Source organism: Pseudomonas coleopterorum, assembly GCF_900105555.1.
Taxonomy (GTDB): Bacteria; Pseudomonadota; Gammaproteobacteria; order Pseudomonadales; family Pseudomonadaceae; genus Aquipseudomonas; species Aquipseudomonas coleopterorum.
In genome coordinates this window covers 2,507,777-2,526,887 of record NZ_FNTZ01000001.1, presented here as the reverse complement: position 1 = coordinate 2,526,887, position 19,111 = coordinate 2,507,777, and the positions used below count along the sequence as shown (strand labels likewise).

Annotated in this window: 10 protein-coding genes; 3 read left to right on the top strand and 7 right to left on the bottom strand. The window is 50.9% G+C overall.

All coding sequences use genetic code 11. The features are described 5' to 3' along the window. Window positions 1-14: 14 nt before the first annotated feature. From BLV18_RS11250 to BLV18_RS11220, 7 genes are all read right to left on the bottom strand, one after another. Window positions 15-2,204 carry a glycosyltransferase family 2 protein gene (locus tag BLV18_RS11250; RefSeq protein ID WP_167375939.1) on the bottom strand — a complete coding sequence of 730 codons (2,190 nt, stop codon included), beginning with the start codon at window positions 2,202-2,204 and terminating at the stop codon, window positions 15-17. After that, on the bottom strand, window positions 2,164-3,390 hold the full coding sequence (locus BLV18_RS11245; RefSeq protein ID WP_090358556.1) for a glycosyltransferase family 4 protein: 1,227 nt from the start codon (window positions 3,388-3,390) through the stop codon (window positions 2,164-2,166). The genes BLV18_RS11250 and BLV18_RS11245 overlap by 41 nt, the downstream gene beginning before the upstream one ends. Then, window positions 3,387-6,419: a glycosyltransferase family protein gene (locus tag BLV18_RS11240; protein WP_090358555.1), complete on the bottom strand. Its 3,033-nt coding sequence runs from the start codon at window positions 6,417-6,419 to the stop codon at window positions 3,387-3,389. The genes BLV18_RS11245 and BLV18_RS11240 overlap by 4 nt, the downstream gene beginning before the upstream one ends. Before the next feature lie 40 nt (window positions 6,420-6,459). Continuing rightward, window positions 6,460-8,859, bottom strand: coding sequence for a glycosyltransferase family 2 protein (locus tag BLV18_RS11235; protein ID WP_090358554.1), 2,400 nt, complete (start codon window positions 8,857-8,859; stop codon window positions 6,460-6,462). Window positions 8,860-8,892: 33 nt separating this feature from the next. Next, window positions 8,893-11,208 (bottom strand): glycosyltransferase family 2 protein, encoded by a 2,316-nt coding sequence (locus BLV18_RS11230; RefSeq protein ID WP_167375938.1) that lies wholly within the window; start codon window positions 11,206-11,208, stop codon window positions 8,893-8,895. Between the two features lie 150 nt (window positions 11,209-11,358). Next, window positions 11,359-12,858 (bottom strand): DUF4214 domain-containing protein, encoded by a 1,500-nt coding sequence (locus BLV18_RS11225; RefSeq protein WP_090358552.1) that lies wholly within the window; start codon window positions 12,856-12,858, stop codon window positions 11,359-11,361. Between the two features lie 17 nt (window positions 12,859-12,875). Beyond that, window positions 12,876-13,694: a hypothetical protein gene (locus tag BLV18_RS11220; protein ID WP_167375981.1), complete on the bottom strand. Its 819-nt coding sequence runs from the start codon at window positions 13,692-13,694 to the stop codon at window positions 12,876-12,878. A 736-nt stretch (window positions 13,695-14,430) separates the two neighbouring features. Between BLV18_RS11220 and BLV18_RS11215 the strand changes: the two genes are divergently transcribed. The 3 genes from BLV18_RS11215 to BLV18_RS11205 are packed head-to-tail and all read left to right on the top strand — an operon-like array spanning window position 14,431 to window position 19,002. Then, window positions 14,431-16,248 (top strand): type I secretion system permease/ATPase, encoded by a 1,818-nt coding sequence (locus BLV18_RS11215; protein ID WP_090358550.1) that lies wholly within the window; start codon window positions 14,431-14,433, stop codon window positions 16,246-16,248. 13 nt (window positions 16,249-16,261) lie between these two features. Continuing rightward, window positions 16,262-17,587 carry an HlyD family type I secretion periplasmic adaptor subunit gene (locus tag BLV18_RS11210; protein WP_090358548.1) on the top strand — a complete coding sequence of 442 codons (1,326 nt, stop codon included), beginning with the start codon at window positions 16,262-16,264 and terminating at the stop codon, window positions 17,585-17,587. After that, on the top strand, window positions 17,584-19,002 hold the full coding sequence (locus BLV18_RS11205; protein ID WP_090358546.1) for a TolC family outer membrane protein: 1,419 nt from the start codon (window positions 17,584-17,586) through the stop codon (window positions 19,000-19,002). Before BLV18_RS11210 ends, BLV18_RS11205 begins: the two co-directional genes overlap by 4 nt. Window positions 19,003-19,111: the final 109 nt, after the last annotated feature.

The window sequence follows — 19,111 nt, the reverse complement described above, 5'->3', positions numbered from 1 at the left end:
TTGAATAGGAAGTGCTAGAAATCTTTTTCGAAAATCACATTACACGGGATAGCTATATTGCGGAAGCCTAGCTGTGTACTAATCTCAGCCATGGAATCTAGGCTGAGCGGGACGTCGGAAGACTGTTCAGGGCAGTGTGATCTCACGCGCTTATAGGTCTCAGTGCGTATTGAAAACATCCAATAGCTAATAGATCGTGCAGTTTTCGCAAGCTCAAGTTGTCCAAATGCATTGTCGGGGGGGGCGGTTTCTTTTAGGCTGCTTTTGCATTGGCGAGTGTCACCATAATGCAATAGGTCTCCATTGCTATTAAGAATTCGCGGAGTTACAAATCCAATTTCTTTACGGTTAGCATGGCTGGTCAGAGTTTTAAACCAATGAGGATAAGCAGCATGGCGAGTGACGCTAGAAGAGGAATAAATTACTATGCCGTGTTTGTGATGATAGAGTACCTCATCAAGGATTTGAGCAAGTGATTTGTTGGGCGAGACGTGATGCAGCATCACCTTAAATAAGTTAAAAAGGACAATATTTGCAATAGCTTGACCAGGTGAAGAGCATTGTACTATGTGAATTTGTATGTTGTCTCTGAGTCCGCTAGGGAGGTCCTGCAAGAGTTTCAAAGTGCCGTAATTTATGACTTTAGTACTAATTATTAATATATATTTCTGCTCCCGTGTGCTGTTTGATGGTTTGAACTGCATATACTGGCCATCGTGGCTAAACTTAATTTTTCCGGATTCTCCCTTAGCCCGGATATGACTATAAATAGCCTTCCGCATAGCGATTTTTGCGTAGGCCTTTGTACTTATCGAAGACGCCGTAGAAGTCTTTAGCGCTCTCCAGTGGTAGAGGACTTGGTTGATATGAACTATCTGCTGTTGTGAGGCATTGCGTGTGACTCTAAGCGCCAGATCATAGTCTTGGGCTCCTTCATATCCCCGCCTAAACCCCCCGATCATTCGCACCAAATCTGTTTTATACACACCAAAATGACTAATATAGTTTTGGCTGTACATAAGCTCCGGATCATAGCCGGGCTTGAAATATGGGTCATATCTCGCGCCTGTGCCATCGCATTTGTCTTCATTTGTATATAAGAGCACGGCTTTTGGATTAGACTGAATAGCGCCTACTACATGAAAAATGGCATCTTTATGCAAAACGTCGTCGTGATCAAGTAACCCGATGTATTCGCCCTGTGCGAGAGCGAGAGCGGCATTGGTAGCCTCACTAATGTGTCGGTTTTCTGCCATAAAAACACAGGAGATCCGCGGATCTGATTGACTATATTGCAGTAGGAGAGATTTCAGCTTGACACAATTGGAACCATCATCTGCAATGCATAGCTGCCAGTTTTGATAACTTTGGTTCAGCACAGACTCTATCGCTAGAGATAGGTAGTGGAGATCAGACCGGTAGGTTGGAAGGAGTATTGATATGCAAATCGTAGATGTCAGTTGCGGAGAGGATTTGTCTAGCTGGAATAGGTAGGAGTCTAAGTCTGACGCACGTTGCTTTTTTAGATATGAGCTACCCGCATTGAATTTGGCTGGTCCAGCTGTCAGGCTAGCTCCAGTCTTTTGGTCCAATACCAAAACGTCTACGATATCCCGTAAGCAATCTGATGGAGATAATACGAACTGAAAGCCACACCTACTATCGGCCAGCCCCGCAAGTTTAACGTCAGGACGCTCTATGTCTGTGAAAACAGTGCCTACAGCGATGCCATCTACTTGAACGACTAAACCTAGATCTTCCTTGGATGCTGGGAGGTGGGTTGCCCAGCCTCGTACAACCCCATCCCAACCTACGGAGAATGCTCCAACTATTTTTATGTTAGGTCCATGTTGATAAGTTGCAGGGGAGCCGGTAATTGCTTGAAGTCCTTGAGAATCATCTGCAAAAAATACACTTACCGTAAACGACTCTGCCCGCAAATACGTATCGGGAATTTTGAACGAAAAGCCATGATGTCCGTCTCCAATGCCTGACGCCACTAGGTCTGATCGGAACTGCCGCGGCTTCAAGGAGCCAACACGCTTCCCATCTATCAGAAAAATTAGTCTTGGGGCTTTAACGGAGTTCAGTCGATCTAACGCCCAACCCGTGATGCGTCCATCGGCGTAGCCATCTAGATGACCCCAATAAGATCGTTGCTGTTTAATCACCCGTTGTCTCGCCTCCATGAAGAATCTGGCCATAGGTTTCGACCACTTTATCAACTTGAGTACGAACTGTGCGGATCTGCTCCTTTGCATGTTTTGGAACTTTAGGTGGAGTACCTAATTGGTCGAGATGGTGGCACACTTCGATTAACGCGTTTAATGCTGGAGGAATCACCACTCCTGTAACGCCTTGGACAACATCCTCGCCGATGCCTCCTATATTGGAGGCTATTACCCAAACGCCAGCCGCAGTAGCTTCGCGCGTCACGAGGCCAAAGCTTTCAGGCCAAATTGACACAGCAACCAATACGTCCATCTGCGCGTAAAGGTCTTCAATCTTTTCTTGCGGAACCTTTCCGATGTATTTCACCGGAACTGTACCCCACATGTCTTTCGCAACATGATTTGAGGGTACGGAATGATCGACCACTAACACTTCGAGATTTTTATAAGGTAGCGCAAGAAGAGCTTGTTTGAATATATGATAGCCCTTATGTTCCGCCATTCCTCCAATATGGGCAATACAAATTTTATTCGTGTATGACGTAGCTCTTTTCTTCCATTCGCGTGAATTGATGCCATTAGGATTCGGAACTGTATTTATTACACCATTATGATTGTAAATTTGTTCAAACGCTTGTGAGACAACTTGCACAGAAGAAGCTTTGCTCAAAAGACTTTTGAGATGCGTGCGCCGATTAAGCGACTCTTGTGTGGAAACTCCCTCGGGCGTTAGCAGTGGAGCAAATACGTCAGGGTGGCCATCTTGATAAACATTAGATTCCCGATCCATCAGGAACTGATAGTCTGATATCCACCAAGCATCATGTATAGTTACTATGTATGGTATAGACATCGCTATAGTCGCTTCAACAATGCCCGATCCCAGTCGTTGAATACAATGGAAATGCACAATATCCGGCTTTTCCAGCTCTAGAAATTTCGAGAATAATTCTCCCATCACCGGATCGTGGGGGTTCCAGTCCATATTAATTCTGTAGACGATGCCTGCACGGTACACCCTTACACCTTCATGAAGATAGGTGGTTAAGGTGTGCGGTTTTTGAGAACCGTGATCGCTGGTAAAAACAACGAGATCATAATCCTCCGCATAACCCTTGCGAAGCAGATCGAAATTATCCATCAAGACACGTGTAGCCCCTCCGATAGACTGGGGAGCAAAAAATACATTTACGAGTGCTATTTTTTTCTTAGTGCTCATGACGGGGATCTTTCACTGCGCTGATTATTGACAGACGTTTGTAGCTCGACCAATAGGTCAAGCGTACTTCTCAGCTGTTGAGACATTTTTGGAACTCCGTAATCTTTCACGACGCGCCTATATGCAGCGTCGCCAATGCGGTGACGCAATTCAGGCGAGCGCACCAGCTGCTCAAGCTTTTCATACCAATGTTCAAGGTCAAAAGCGATTAATCCGTCTTCACCCTCATTTATAACATCTATGTAGTTCTGTGTCGGGCTGACAACGGATGGTATGCCGTAGATTGCGGCCTCGAACCATTTAAGCTCGCTCTTGGAGTCAGTTAACGCGTCTGGAATAAGTACCGCGAGATTGATGTCGGCGGCTGAAAGATAAGACCAATACGTTTCCACGGAATCAGTAAGGGGGATTTGTACGATTCGATCAGAAAAAAGCTTTAAGAACTCAGTTGGTAAATTTAAGTAACCGACGATGACGAGCCTTGTCACCGTGTGTTCGCTCATCAGCTTTTTCAAGCCGGGAAGTGCGGTTTCGATAAAATCGCTATTGTGCGCTTTGGTGCCGCTGCCATAGAAGATATTGACATGGTCACGATTGATTTTCTGGGGCGGAGGTCCTGGAATCACGTTTTGCTTATCTAAAGCGTTCCGATGTAGGAAGCATCGGCCTGATGTGACTAGTTTGGCGAGCTCATTTACTAATGGTTGTGTGGATCCAATAGCATAATTGCAGAGCTTAGCAGCTGCCCTGTAGAGACTCATTCCTTTTACAAGATCTTTGTACTCAGCTTCGCTAATATATCCCCCGTATGTTTCTATGGGCGGTGGATATGCACCATCAAAAATAAGATCATCTGTTTCATACACCACTACTTTGCCCATAGCTTTAGCGGTTGAAATGACTTTAACTACATTGGGGAGCGCAGGTGCTCTATAGAAAATACAAATATCATGCAGAGCGATTTCCTGCAGTGCCAGATCGGCATCCACCCACGAGACCGCGGTTGCGCTGTATCCGGCTGCCTCCAGCTGTTCAAGCTTTTGATGAATACGGTATCGTTTGCATTGAGGTAGGAAGAAATCTCCCACAATAAGAACCTTTTCCGAGTTAAGCGCTCCTTCGTACCGTCGCTTCGATTTCCCAATCGTCAGTGTTGAATATAAAGCATCGATAACCTTAGCTGTTTCAAAAACGGTATCTATTATTTCAGATCTTTTGTTTTGATGTAAATAAATATCAATTTGTTTAGATGCTTCAGTCCATAGCGTATCAACGATCTCGCCAATATATTCTTCTATCAGCTTTGGATCTGTGAGATTGTCGATCGCTGAAGAGCATATGCTCACTGTGATTGCCGCAGTGCTGATATTTTTGGTTGCGCATCTCAAGGCGTTGATATATGCCCACTCTGAACAGTTTCCATTTGAAACTGCCTTCAGGTATTTGCTCATCGCCCTGGAATATAATCCAGCGCGGTAGTATATATTGCCTAGATGCTCTAATGTGAATGTATGGCTGGCAAACTCAAGTAGTCCGATGTAGATTTCATGTGCCCTATCGAGATTTCCCAAGTGCTCGTAATGATTGCCGATTTCATAGTAAAAATCAGCGTTGCGCATCGAGTCCTTTGTGACTTTCAGTAGTGGAAGCGATGCGGAGCGGAGGATGTGGGCGATAGTATCCCAATATGGTTTGCTCCATTCACTATTGATTTCTTTGATTTCCTCGAAATCAAGCCAACTCGGAATTTTGCCTATAGGCAAATCTAGGCTTGTCAAATATTGAGTAAGGTTACCGATACGACGATCGGAGCCCGACACGCTAGTTGACCAGTGAGCGAAAGCTTGGCTTGGATCGGCTGATAACCTCAGGGCATCCACGTAGTAGCTGGTATAAAAACTATGCTCATACGCTTTTCCCTCTTTAACCAGCTGGAGGTATGAGATTATGGCAAAGTTTCTGCTCGCCCAAGGTCTGTTACCATCAATCTCATATTCTTTCAAAAAGCTGCGCCAGTCGAAACCCATGGGCAGATCTTGTATGTTGAGATGCAATAAATGCAGCTCATGCTCTAGGGTCGGAGCTCTATGCTCAGCAAAGCCATGCGTTTGCCAATGTCTTTCCAAGCCTGTAACGTCGCTGAGGCTGAGGTCCTCGTAACGAGATCTATAAAAAAGCGTATCAACACAGTTATTGGGTGAAAATATGTAGCTAGACGTGGATAGCGTGACTTTACTAGTCCATTGCTTAATCATCGCACAGTCAGCATGTATTTCCTTTGCAATTCTATATAACTGTTCTGCTTTGGCTTCAAGCCCACTGCGATGCGCGTGCCACGCAAGTAAAATGTATAGTTCTGCGTTTGTTAATGCACTATTGCTAAAGGTATGCTTCCGAACGGGTTGCATCATCAACTGGTCAATGAATTTATCCCAGTCCCAGCCGAGGTTTTCCGATGCTGCAATTGGGATGATATTTTTTGAATATAGGTAGCCTATAACGTTTGGTTCGAATCCATAGGCTTCTAGCAGTTCGCGTATGGAACCCACATAGGCGCCATGTTCACTATTCATGAAAAGTGAATTCAAATCCTTATCGTTATATGCGCTAAGTGACTTGTAATAGGATCGCACAAAATGAAAATCTCGGAGCTTTTCGGCTTGCTGTTTCCTTAAATAACTGAAAAGTATATGGTACTGAGATGTGCTGGGCTCTTTAAGCTTGTGATGCTTAGAAACATAGAGATCCCAATCTGTATCCTTAGGGATGGTAGAAAGAGAAAGTCCTCTGCTATTCAGCAGGCTATTGAAGTTGGGTGGCCTCGATGCTTTGTTTTCCTCCCAATTTTCCCTAGCCGCTACATCGTCCAGCTGCGACGCGTCGGGAAACCAAGTTCGATAGAATACAGCATCAAATTGAGTGTGTGTGTTACTACTTGGTAACGAATGTCTATCGTTCATGTTGTCACGTAATGGTGTATTCATCAAAAGGATACTGTCGTTGACTTCAATGGCATGGATCGGCGCCATGGGCTATATTCGCCGTCATTTAGTTCTGCGAATGAATTCTTCATCCTTTCAATCTTTCCATTTCTCGCTGCTCAGTTGAGGTTAGAACTGAGTAGCTGTATCTGATTGAGTTGTTAGTTGGTGGTAATGCTAGACCTGAATATGGCCCAGTCAAATAATCATGAGAAAGAGAAGGGTGATAGAAAGGATCGCTTCTATTGATTACGGACCATTTTCTTATGAAGTAATCTTGCTCTCGCTTTGCTCTACTTCGCCTCTCGGCGCTAATGTCCTTGCCACGGCTTGCAGATTCTGCGTGAATTAGCTTGCTGGAAGCTACCCACAAAATACGCCCTCCAGATTCCGTAATTCTCAAACAGAGATCAACATCATTGAAAGCTACCGGAAAAAGGAACTCATCCATGCCGCGGTGTTTCAAGTACAACTCTCTGGTGAGTAGCATGCAAGCGCCAGTCACTGCAGTTCGGCGATGTGTAATCTGATTGTTCCCAAGATAACCGGGATCTCTATCTTCTAGGTTGTTCCCTGCGTGTGCGGCGAGGCCATTGATACCTATAACGACTCCACCGTGTTGAACCATACCATTCGACCAAAGGAGTTTCGCTCCTACCACATCTATGTTGGGACGAAGGCAATGCTTCACCAGTTCGGTGAGCCAGTTGCTATCTATGATTTCAATGTCATTATTCAGTAGGCAGACAAGCTCGCCTGTTGATACCTCGGCAGCCCTGTTATTGACTGCAGGATAGTTGAACGCATGCGGATGTGGCAGCACGCGTACACCCCGTGTTTGTAGTTCGTCGAAATATTGGAGCGTTTCATCCTCGGTGGAATCATTATCAACTATAATAATTTCTAAGTTTGGATAATTGGTGCTTTTCAAAACCCCCTCAACACATGTCCGAAGAAGATCAACCCGATCTCGCGTCGGAATCATAAGGGTCACTTTAGGAAACGTTTGGGGGTGAGCCCACTGAGGAACTAGCAGCGCGGGATAAATGTGATTTGGTTTTACAGTCGAACCGGGCACTAGGTTTTGAACCAGCCACCCAATCGACTTTTCTCTTTTTATGTTTCTTTCAGCCCCAACAGGACTTCTAGGTAGTCTAGTATGCCGATGATAAACTACGCGGGGGAGATGCCCTACGGTAGAGCCTGATGTTTCGCTAAAAAAAGCTAGAGCGCTAACGAAGTCTAACCAGCTGATCCGCGCTGGCTGGGTATTTTTTCGAATGTGCTCGAAAACGCTTTTGATCGCTTCGGTCCGTATCACCGCGCCAGGGGTAAATATGTCAGCGCCTAAGAACAGGTCTATATCCCAAATCGGCTTTAACCATGGCGAGGTACGCTCACCATTTATGCCATCGCAATCACAATCACCATATCCCCAAATCACCCCGTCAGTCATCAACCCCATCAGTTGATCAACTGCGTATGGGGATAATCTGTCTCCAGCCATCACGGGAATAATTGCGTCACACTTCTGGGCCTCAAGCTTATTTATTGCCGCTGTAATGTCATCCTCATGGGTCAGCACAGTGAGAGTAACTTCGGCCCGTTGATTCGCAACACTTGATTGAGTGATTGTCTCAAGCGTATTGTTCCCATCGGTAATTATCATTACGCCACATCTAAGCGGTGTACCCTCTACAGCTGGTGCTGGCGCTTGAAATACTTCAAACCACTCTGGATAGTGCTCAAATCCAGCACTTTTTGGAAGTAGTACTTCTTGGTGGCGCGCTACAGTTGCCAACAAAGTATCACCGTGCGTGTTTAGACGAGTGTGGCCATTTGAGCGTACGAGTGACTCTATACCTTCTGGCCAGCAGCATAGCTGCAGTGGACTACCAGACAGGGGTTGACCTCGGTCGTTTAATACCTCGAGATTATGCAGTTTTCCATCCGCTAATACCCACGGCAAATCAATCTCGAAGCCGTGGTGCCGGCTGGCCTTATAAGCTAGAGCATGATGCAGATGATCGGCGGTGACTGTGGCCACGGTGTTGATACCTTCTCGGACCGTCACGGTCACTGCTCGATTCGGATCAGTAGGATCGAATGCCCAGCCACTGACTTTAAGTCCACCGGTATGCCATACCTGTGAAGCCGCCGGTGCTGGATCAGCAGGAGAGGGCGCAGGGAGGTGAACAGTTCCTTCAAGCCATTTCTCTTGATTGGCGATACGTGCGGAGATGGTTTTAGCGGTTGAAAGCCAGCTTTCACGAAGCTGAAGGGCGAAACCATTGAATTCGTCGCCCCCATCCGCCCCTGGATGGAATTCGTTAGCTTTGGCAAAGCCTACGCTATGCCCATCGATGAACACTTCGACCACCAGACGTAGCGCGGGTTTTGAAGGGTCTAGTGCCCAGCCTTGTAGTACGTCGCCGTACAGCCCAGTAATGAGTCCACACATACGAGAGGTTGCATTTTGATCGTTCATAGTTCTGTCAGGCTGCGGGCCTATTTCCTTGATTTATCCATGTGCACGGATCCCGGCGTCGATTTCGACTGAAGGTTCTTGATCCAGTATATAAAGGGGCAAACCATACCGCTTGGTCATGGTTTGGCAATAGGCATCACTTGCCGATTCAGGGTCAAGGCTGATCAATCGTTCGCAACCGCTCAATGCTGCCCATTGAGCATGGTCATGTCCAGATGGAGCAAGCAGGCCTAGTACGGCGCCGGTTGAACGAAGTGTCGCTAACGCGGGACCGTCACCTTCGACGCAGAGCACGTTGACTGAACGCGTTTTGCGAAGTACCTGCGCGATCTTCAACCACTTGTGCAGCACGTCGGATTGGGATAGGTCGTCCGCTATTATCGCGCGATGTTCGAGAACGTCTGACGTGATATTCACCGTCTCAATGGGGGGGAGGTCGTCGGCGCTGGAACTTATATCTAATCCACACAGTAGATCCTGTAGTGCGACTGGCACTTGAGGAGTCCCTTTGCAAACCAAGCCGCGCACACCATTGTTCAGCAGAGCGGTCATGGTTTGACGGAGATCTGCACTATCTCTAGGCATGCTGTATTCAAGTACTGTCATTAAGGGTGTAGTCATTGCCTTGACGGTGATCATCAGACCAGCTTCACCTTGGCGATACTCAAGCATCACCGGCTCATCGACGGGCACTTGATTGTGGGCATAGAGAGGTATGACACCGTTGCTAGGCAGCCCTCGGTTCTTGAGCCAATCGTATATTTCAGGTAGGCGAGCGCTCTGAAGTGCGTTGCGTGCTGGCCGCAATGGATCTCTCTTGCAGAAGGCCTCATAGTCGGATTCGGCGCTAGGAAACCGCGTACGCAATATTGCGTTGTTATAAGCCACCCTTAGCGCTTTTTCCTCCTTGAAGGAGACTCCGCCTTTGTGAGCGACGAATACGTTGGGAGCTCCGATATGCCTGAAACCATGCTGACGCGCTCGAAGGCACCAATCGGTTTCTTCACCATAACCACGACTCAGATGCACCTCGTCCAAATAGCCCACGACATCCAATGCACTCCGCTTGATATAGAGGCAAAAGCCGCATCCGGTCTCTAGCTCTACCGCAGGGCTGTCCACTTCTCGAGCCAGGTCATCGATCTTGGCGTGTTCGATGGCATTTGGCATCGGCGCGCTAATGCGGCTAATAGGAAAGCTCATCAGCTCGCCATTGTTGGTAAAGGGGGTAACTGAGGCGATATCGGCCGCAGCGTACGCCTTTGCATGCAGCCGGTCCAGCCAATTACCCTGGACTCGTGTATCGGCATTGAGCCAGACCACGTCTTGCAAGCTGTTGAGTGCCATGCCGCGGTTAATGTTCCTAATGAAACCCAGATTCACAGGATTCTGCACCAGCTTGATTTTGCCTTTCCCTGCCAAGACGTTGAGCGCCTTTCGCAAACCTAGAATCGGCGTGGCATCTTCCAGTACTACGATCCGGTGTGGTGTGCGATTGAGCTTACGAGCTGCGATCGCGCTGTTGATGCACTCGAGGGTTTCCTCGAGCCCGTCATATACCGGAATCAGTACATCGACTGACGGAGCTGTACCTGTTCCAAGAACTGCAGGGGGCGGGACGAACGTTGGCATCGCCGACACCGGGCTGCCCAGCAAGCAGGCTCCTGCTGAGAATCGTATGTTCACGGCCCGCGTGGGATTAGGAACCTTGATTCGGATACCGCCGTGAGTGGCGGGAAGACCTATGGCAGTCAGTAGCGGATGCGCCAGATTGGCGGTCAACGACATCGTTTGCCCGTTGGACTCAAGCTCCAAAGTGGGGACAGCTTGTGGATTGCGTAGATCCACGGCCCAGCCCTGAACTTCCTTTTCCTCGGGGCTGTAGCGAACCACGCCAAAGGTAGAAGCGCCATCGGGCTGGGCGAGCAGCAACTTCAACACGAAAGAGAGTTCACTCGCCTCGGTGATATCAGGAAGGTGCGCCAGAATTGATGTGCGCAATTTCTGGGGCGACTCACACTGGCTACGGGCTTGCCACAGAGTCATTCTCAAAGAAAGGTCGTTTGGGTTTTTCTGCCAGGCCGACCACAGATACTCTTTCGCAAGCTTTGGCTGACGCTGAAGAAGAATGCTTCGGCCGACCAAGGCGTGTACGTCTGGTCGATGAGGAAGCAGGTGCGCTGCATTGCTTAGAAAAATAAAAGCCAACTGCGGATCATGCGGCAATGTCCCGATACCTTTCCAGATCAAAGCCTCCGGTCGGTATTCGGACGTTTGCATGGCGCATTCCAGCGCTGCAGCGGCGAGGTCATGCTCATTGGCCTGACGGTGACGGTGAAAAATGTCCATGAGCGTTTCTCGCTCACGATCAAGGGGTCTGGACATGGGCTGATCGATTCGCCATTCAAAATAAAAAGAAGGGCGACTCTAAAGTCGCCCCTTTTTTCAACATACGCTCAGCCTTTCAGCCGAGCGTATTTTCCGACTTAGCAGGGTGAATTACACCGCGCCGTGCAGCACAACAACGTTGTCGATGTGAGCAATGGCTTCCTGCGAACCGATGATGCCGATGGCAACGTCAGCATGGGTGGCGCCGTTAGCCAGAGCCTCGACCCAGCCTGCTTTACCAGTAACGTCGGCAGCAGCCTGCTCTTCAGTACGACCCAGCGCTTTTACATAGAGGTCGTTCAGGAAGTTGTCGGTCGACTTCTCGGCTGCTTCGGAAGAACCCAGGATGCCAGCGGCAACTTCTGCACGGCTTGCACCGTTCACCAGTTGGCTAACCCACGACGACAGACCGTCAGCGTCGGCAGTACGCTCCAGAGCTGCTTGGTACAGAGCTTCGACGAATTCGCCGTTGCTGCTGTCCTGGGCGATGGCTTCTTGCGAAGTAGCGATGCCGGTTACGACGTCTACCAGGGAGCCACCGTTGGCCAATACGCTCAGCCAGTTTTGAGCACCAGCAGTGTCTTCACCGATGCCACGACCCAGCAGGGTGGTGTACAGGGTGTCGATGAATGCGGTGTTGTCAGCGTCGGTGTACTCGGCAGAGTTCAGGAAGTTCTCGGCAATGGTGTTCACCGAAGTGCCAGCATTGACCTGAGTAGTCCACTGCTGAGCACCAGTAACGTCAGCGTCACGGCCGAGGATACCTTCATACAGACGCAGGGCGACAGCTTCGGCATCGTTATGAGCCAAAGCAACGGTGCTCAGAACGCCTTCGCTATCAGTGAAGCTCAGGAATTCAGCGTCGGTGATTGCAGCAGTTTGGCCAAGGCCTTGAGCGCCGTTCAGCGTAACGTTGAAGTTGTTGCCTGCAACGAAGCTGTAGTTGGCAGACGAACCATCCAGCTGAACCACGTCATAGCCAGCGCCAGTGTTGACGACATCAGAATGGTTTACACCGCTCAGAACGATGGTGTCGTTACCAGTGCCGGTGGTGATGACGTTGTTGCCCAAGCCGGCTACTACAGTATTGTTGCCGTTACCAGTAGTGATGATGTCGTTGCCGAAGCCGGCGTCGATGTAGGTGTTCTGGTCGCCGGTTACAGTAATGATGTCATCGCCGTTGCCAGTTTTGACCAGGAACTCGATGGCAGTTGCTGGATCAGCGGCAACAGCGGCGGCTGCGATGCTGAAGGCGTTTACAGTCGATGCATCTGCTGCAGCGGCCGCAGCTACGACAGGATTGAATGTAACGTTGAGGTTAGCATTGCTGTCCAGTACGAACGCCTTGGCTGAAGCCAGCGAATCAGGAATAGCCAAGTTAACGGTGTCGCCAGTACGACCAGCGATGGTGCCCGTAACGACTTCTGCAGCGGCAGTCTGACCAGTAGGAGTCAGAGGTGCAGAAACGCCATCCCAGCTAGCCAGGTTGACAGTTTCGGTGGTTTCCAGGCTGAGCAACGAACTGATCGCGGCCGCAGTTGCGGACGAGAAATTGGTGCTGGTCAGAGAGGTCTGGAACGTTTCGGACGAAATAGGGCTGTCGTATTGCATGTGTAATTCCTGTTACTTCAGGCCATCTGGCCTGTGCTGCTGATTTTCTGCTTCAGTGCAGAGTTTTCCCAAGGAGACTTATAGCGGGGAGCGTTCATCTTCGTAACGGGATCTATAGAGAGATGCAGCGCCACCAATGGCTCGGTGCCAGTGGGGCCATACATCATCTGGTTGGGCACGACGAGTTGCGGCGAGGAGCCGGAAAACACGATGTGGCCTGACAATTCGTAAAGGGAGCGGTTGGGCCCGACGAGGCTGAAACCTGCTGAAATAAGCGGGGATGCCTTACCGCGCGTGCCGGTGAATGTGCCAGCTGCGACGTTTGGACTAGGCCCGGAGCCTGCGACGGTGGATGTGTAGACTAAGTCCACGCCAGCAGGCTTGTTCTCCCAGATGACGCTAAAACCTTCCAGGCGCTTGGTGCCGTCGTGCTCGCCTACCCACCCTTTATTCGATTCCACATCGCCAGCACCTTGTAGATGCGCAATGAGTTTCAAGGACGCGGGCGAAGCGACTGCCTCGATTGCAGGGCTTGGCTCTGGAGTGGCCACAACTGCAAAATTTCGCATGATGGCAGGGGAGGTGTCGATACGATCAATGCGCAAATCGATGGGATCAATCTCGGCATCGAACATATGGTATTCGGTGATTAAAACAGTGGCGACGCCACTTTTGACTCGGGCAACTATGGTGTCTCCCAAGTGGGTCAGCATGTTCTTGCTGACGCCTTCAGCCGGGAAGAAATCAATGGATCCCTTGCCCAATGGTGCTTGCTGTAGGGCGATGCACACTGGTTTATCCACCGGAGGCTGCGAGGCATACCTGAAGATGTACATTCCTGGCTCTAGCAGGGTAACCCGTGAGCTGATTTTCAGGCCATCTAGTGCATGCGAAGGCAGTGACATGAATTCCAATTTCCTGTTGGCTGAAACACACTGTGTCATCTAAAAAACATGACAAGCCCAAAAACAATAACGTGGCCAGTGGCGGCGTCCCTGCGTGCAAGAATGATTGAGCGTAAGGGGGGGGTATGTCAATCACCCAATGTAAAAATTCTTACACGCTCATCTGAAAAGCCGCAGGAGCGTCTGATGAGCGAACTCATCAGACGCCGTCATATTCAGACAGCCTCATTACGAAAACTGCTACGCCGTGTTAAAAAATAAAAAAACGTTAAAAAACAATAGGTTGTGAATCATATTTGAATGTAATAATTTAATTCGACGGATTTCAGTCACTACAGTGGAGGCGTTTCGCCATATCCTCTCGCTAGATCATTCGTTTGGCGCTCTGGCATTTAACTACCAATTTCCTGAGGGTTTTCGTGATCGTTGCCTTAGGTAGGATCACCGAAATGCTTGACATGCCTAGGCGTCCCCAGCGAAGCCTAGATGAATAAAAAATTAGGAAAAAAATCATAGTTCTTCTTGTTGTGCTTCCATATGCTTCCACGGGTTTTGCGCTAGGGCGCTAGCCGTCTGCCTACGTCGGTAGTTGTGGTGCTCACTCCTATCAGATGAAAGCAAGTGGTACACTGAGCGCCGTTTTTGCCATTTTTTCAGTACGGATACTATGAGTCGGCCACGTGAAAATAATCTGCAGGCAGCATTAAAGGCCTGCAAAACCAGCTTCCTCTCGGTAGGATTCTTCAGCTTCTTCGTAAACGCGTTGATGCTGGTGCCAACCTTTTTCATGATCCAAGTGTCCGGTAGGGTGGTTCCAGCAAGCAGCACTTCTACCTTGATGATGCTGACCTTGATACTGACTGTGCTCATGATCACCATGGGTGCGCTCGAATGGGTCCGCTCCAGAATCATGGTTCGTATAAGCAATCGGCTCGATGTCTTGCTCAGCCGCGACGTGTACCGAGCTAGCTTCAAACGCGCGTTGAGCAGTGGTGGCATGGACGCAACAGCTCAATCGCTAAACGATCTGACGTCGCTGCGCCAGTTCCTCACTGGAAACGGCCTTTTTGCATTTTTCGATGCCCCTTGGTTTCCTATCTATACAGCTGTGATGTTTCTGTTTCACCCTTGGTTTGGTTGGATGACCGTGGGGTCGGGCTTAGTCCTGATCGTATTGGCGTTCGCCAACCATAGGTACACGGCGAATGCGATCGCTTCCGCCAACAAGGAAAGCGTTAGCTCAAATGTCACAACCAATAAGACATTGCGCAACGCGGAAGTGATCGAATCCATGGGGATGCTTGAGACGCTGATGAACCGGTGGGCGATACGTCAGCGCAGGGTGTTGATGCTGCAATCGGACGCCAGCGACAAAGGCGGAACTATCTCTTCCATTTCAAGAACATTTCGAAATTGGTCCCAGTCGATAATGTTGGCTTTGGGTGCCTATTTGGCGATCACCCATCAGATCAACCCTGGCCTGATGATGGCAGGCTCGCTTCTTTTAGGTCGTGCTCTAGCTCCGATCGATCAAATAATCAGCAGCTGGAAGGGTTTCATTGCTGCGCGGGTTCAGTACACTCGCCTTAACGGCGTGCTGGACAAACTCAGCGCAGAGCCTGACCGCATGCCGCTACCAGCGCCACAAGGTCATATCCAGGTCGAAAATCTCGTCGTTGCGCCGCCGGGCGCCAAGGCCCCGGTCATCCGCAACATCAGTTTCGTTGCGCCCGCCGGTTCAATCGTCGGTATCGTCGGCCCTAGCGCTGCGGGCAAATCGACCCTCGTTCGTGCATTGATGGGCATTTGGCCTACACAGCACGGCGTTGTACGACTCGACGGCGCAGACATCAGTAGTTGGGACAAGCACGAACTAGGCCCCTATGTGGGGTACCTGCCTCAGGACATCGAGCTTTTTGAAGGGACGATCAGCGACAATATCGCGCGCTTCGAAAAAATCGATGCGGAAAAAGTCGTGCAAGCAGCACAGACTGCAGGCGTCCATGAAATGGTGCTGATGCTTCCGGACGGCTATGACACAGTGATCGGTAGCGACGGAGTCAACCTCTCAGGTGGTCAGCGTCAACGAATTGGCTTGGCACGTGCAATCTATGGCAACCCGCGACTGATCGTGCTCGATGAGCCTAACTCCAACCTCGATGAAGTGGGTGAGCGTGCATTGAGCGTGGCCCTGCAGAAGATCAAGGAAACAGGCGCCACCGTGTTCATCGTTTCCCACCGCCCCAACATACTTTCACGGTTGGACCGCATCCTGGTGATGTCGAACGGGACGATTTCTCTGTACGGCGAACGAGACAAGGTCATCGCCGAGCTTGCCGCTCAGCAGGCTAAAGGGCAGGCCCGTGTTGCGCAGCCCGGGGCCGCCGCTCCCGGCGCCGTAGCTCCAACAGCACCGAAGCCTCCAGCGCCTCCGGCAGGCCCCGCTGCGCCAGCACCTGCTGCTTCTGCACCCAATGGCGCTTGAAAGGAATTCATCAGTGACCAGCAAGGCTATTACCACGTTCGACCACAACTTTGACGATATGCCCACCTCCGATCGAGGCATTCGGCGCATTGGCATGACCATTGTTTTTGTCACTTTCGGTATCTTCGGGACTTGGGCTGCGCTGGCACCGCTCGGCAACGCGGTCCACGGCACCGGTAATGTTACGGTGCAGAGCTACCGTAAAACAGTCCAGCACCTCGAGGGCGGGATCGTTAAAGAGCTGCTTGCCCGCGATGGCGACATGGTCAAGAAGGGTGATCCGCTGATCGTGCTGGATGAAGGACAACTAAGTGCCGAGTATGAGTCCACGCGCAACCAGTTGATCGTTGCCCGCTACAAAGAAGCTCGTTTGCGCGCCGAGCGCGACGGGTTGCAGGCCATTCCGCCCGTGGTCTTGTCCGGCACCGACTCGGAGCGTGCCCAAGAGGCATTGGCCGGCGAGCAGCAGGTCTTCAGTGCGCGTCATGACTCACGGTTGAGCGAGATATCTGTCCAGCGCGAGCGCATCAGTCAGTTGAGGCAGCAGATTCTGGGCCTGCAGGACATGATCAAGACCAAGCAGAATCTGGAAAAGTCCTATACCGGTGAAATCGTTCAGCTCAAGGACCTGCTGTCTCAGGGGTTTGTCGACAATCAGCGTTTGCTGGAACAGCAGCGCCGTTTGGACATGCTCAAGACGGAAGTGGCCGATCATCAGTCCACCATTGTGAAAACCCGCCTGCAGATCAGCGAGACAGAAATGCAGATCGTGCAGCTGAACAAGAAATTCAGCTCGGACGTGGCTAACGAGCTTTCCGATGTGCAGGCTCAGGTGTTTGATCTGCAGGAGAAAGAGAGTGCCTTGAGCGATCGCCTGTCCCGCGTGGTCATTCGTGCGCCGGAAAGCGGCATGGTGCTGGATATGAAAGTGCATACGGTAGGCGGTGTGGTCAGTGCTGCTACTCCACTGCTAGATATCGTACCTGCTTCCGCAGAGCTGATTGTCGAGGCGCACGTCGCACCGAATGACATCGATCGGCTTTCGCTTGGCAAGAGAGCAGATATTCGTTTTAGCGCTTTCAACAACTCTACTACTCCAGTAATCGAAGGCGAGGTAACCCGTATTTCGGCCGACGCGTTGAAGGACGAGCGTTCAGGTGATCCCTATTACCTGGTGCGCGTTAAGGTGTCCGAAGACGGCATGAAGAAACTCGGTGATCGTAAATTGCAGCCTGGCATGCCTGCTGAAGTGCTCATCAATGCTGGTGACCGCACTATGTTGGAGTATCTACTTAAGCCTGCGCAGAATCTAATCGCCACGTCGATGATCGAGGAATGATCGTGCTGCGTTTGCTATCTGGTGTGATATTGAGCATGTTCGTTTTGCAAGCAGCGGGCGCGGAACCGGTGGTGCCCAAGGATTTACCTCCCAAACCGCCCGTGTCGGCGTTGACCTATGCGCTCGACCTGGCTGGACTGTATCGCGAGGCGCGCCTGGAAGATCCACGGGTACTGGCGGCCTATGCTCGGGCCCGTGCTGCCTCTGAACAACAGCGCGAGGCGCTTGGTGGTTTGCTGCCGCAGTTGTCGGCGCAGAGCAACGTCAACCGGATTCTGCGCAAGGACGACGCCGCGCGGGAAATCTATGACAACAAGAGCTATTCCCTGAGCCTGACCCAATATCTCTATAACAAGACGGCTTGGGAGGGCTGGCAGAAGTCCAAGAGCGTCACTGCGCAGAAAGGCGCGCAGGCTGAAGATGCCCATGCCGAGGCCACAGTCGACTTGGCCAAGCGCTATTTCATTGCCTTGGCTGCCGACGACGAACTGGAACTGGTGCAAGCCGAACGCCGGGCGACGCAGAAGAACCTCGATCGGATAAACATGCTGTATGAACGGCAGATGGCCAAGATCACCGATCAGCTGGATCTCAAGGCGCGGGTCGATGCCCTGGCCGCACAGGAAGTGGATGCGCGTAACCAGGTGCAGGTAAGTCGCGAAGCGCTGTCGGAGATTGTCGGGCGGCGCATTGATGAGCGTTTGAGCCGGGTGCGTAACGACGTGGCATTGCAGGCGCCGGTCGCGCCCCTGGCCAACTTCGTGTCCCAGGCAATGGAGGCCAATCCGTTGCTCAAGGCCTACCAGAGTGGTGCCGAAGCTGCTGATGCCGCCGTGCGTGAAGGGAAGGGTGGGCATTATCCGCAGCTGAGCGTAAGTCTGAGTGCTCAGCAGAGTGACGTGGGTTACGACAATACCTTGACGCCACGCAGTGATAGTTATGTTGCGACACTGGGTGTAAGGGTTCCCATCTATAGCGGTGGGTCTACTTCTGCGCGGGTGCGCGGTCTCTATGACGATCAGCTGGCCGCAGAGCAGGATCTCGAAGGCATCCGGCGGCAGGTCGTCAAAGAGACGACCACGGCCTATCTGACCGCGCAGGCCAGCGTCGAGAAAATCCGTGCGAACAAGAACGCCTTGTCTTCGGCTCAGCAGTCCAGCGTTGCAGCTCAGAAAGCCTTTGCCTATGGCGTGGTTAATGCGGTGGACGTTTTGACCAGCGTGCAGAATGAGTTCAAAGCGCGCAGGGATTTGCTCAAATCCCAATATGACTTCATTACCAACCTTTTCATGTTGAATCGTTGGAGCGGGCAGTTGAACCAAGAGAGTGTCGACAGTGTCAACGTCTGGCTCAGCCCAGAGCCCGAGCAAGGCCTGCCCGGTGGCGACGTTGCCAAGGTGAAAACCAAACCCTGATCCATCCCCTGTAGCATCGGCTTGCGTAGTGTGTCAGTTGGAACACTGCGCACCCGGACGGGCTCGCGGGGCCTCTGTAGCAGCGGCGCGAGCCGCGTCGGCGGCTTCC

Coding starts and splice junctions, on each gene's coding strand:
- BLV18_RS11245 (WP_090358556.1), bottom strand. CDS start 3,390: ATGAGCACTAAGAAAAAAATAGCACTCGTAAATGTATTTTTTGCTCCC.
- BLV18_RS11205 (WP_090358546.1), top strand. CDS start 17,584: ATGATCGTGCTGCGTTTGCTATCTGGTGTGATATTGAGCATGTTCGTT.
- BLV18_RS11225 (WP_090358552.1), bottom strand. CDS start 12,858: ATGCAATACGACAGCCCTATTTCGTCCGAAACGTTCCAGACCTCTCTG.
- BLV18_RS11235 (WP_090358554.1), bottom strand. CDS start 8,859: ATGAACGATCAAAATGCAACCTCTCGTATGTGTGGACTCATTACTGGG.
- BLV18_RS11220 (WP_167375981.1), bottom strand. CDS start 13,694: ATGTACATCTTCAGGTATGCCTCGCAGCCTCCGGTGGATAAACCAGTG.
- BLV18_RS11215 (WP_090358550.1), top strand. CDS start 14,431: ATGAGTCGGCCACGTGAAAATAATCTGCAGGCAGCATTAAAGGCCTGC.
- BLV18_RS11230 (WP_167375938.1), bottom strand. CDS start 11,208: ATGGACATTTTTCACCGTCACCGTCAGGCCAATGAGCATGACCTCGCC.
- BLV18_RS11240 (WP_090358555.1), bottom strand. CDS start 6,419: ATGGCGCCGATCCATGCCATTGAAGTCAACGACAGTATCCTTTTGATG.
- BLV18_RS11250 (WP_167375939.1), bottom strand. CDS start 2,204: ATGGCCAGATTCTTCATGGAGGCGAGACAACGGGTGATTAAACAGCAA.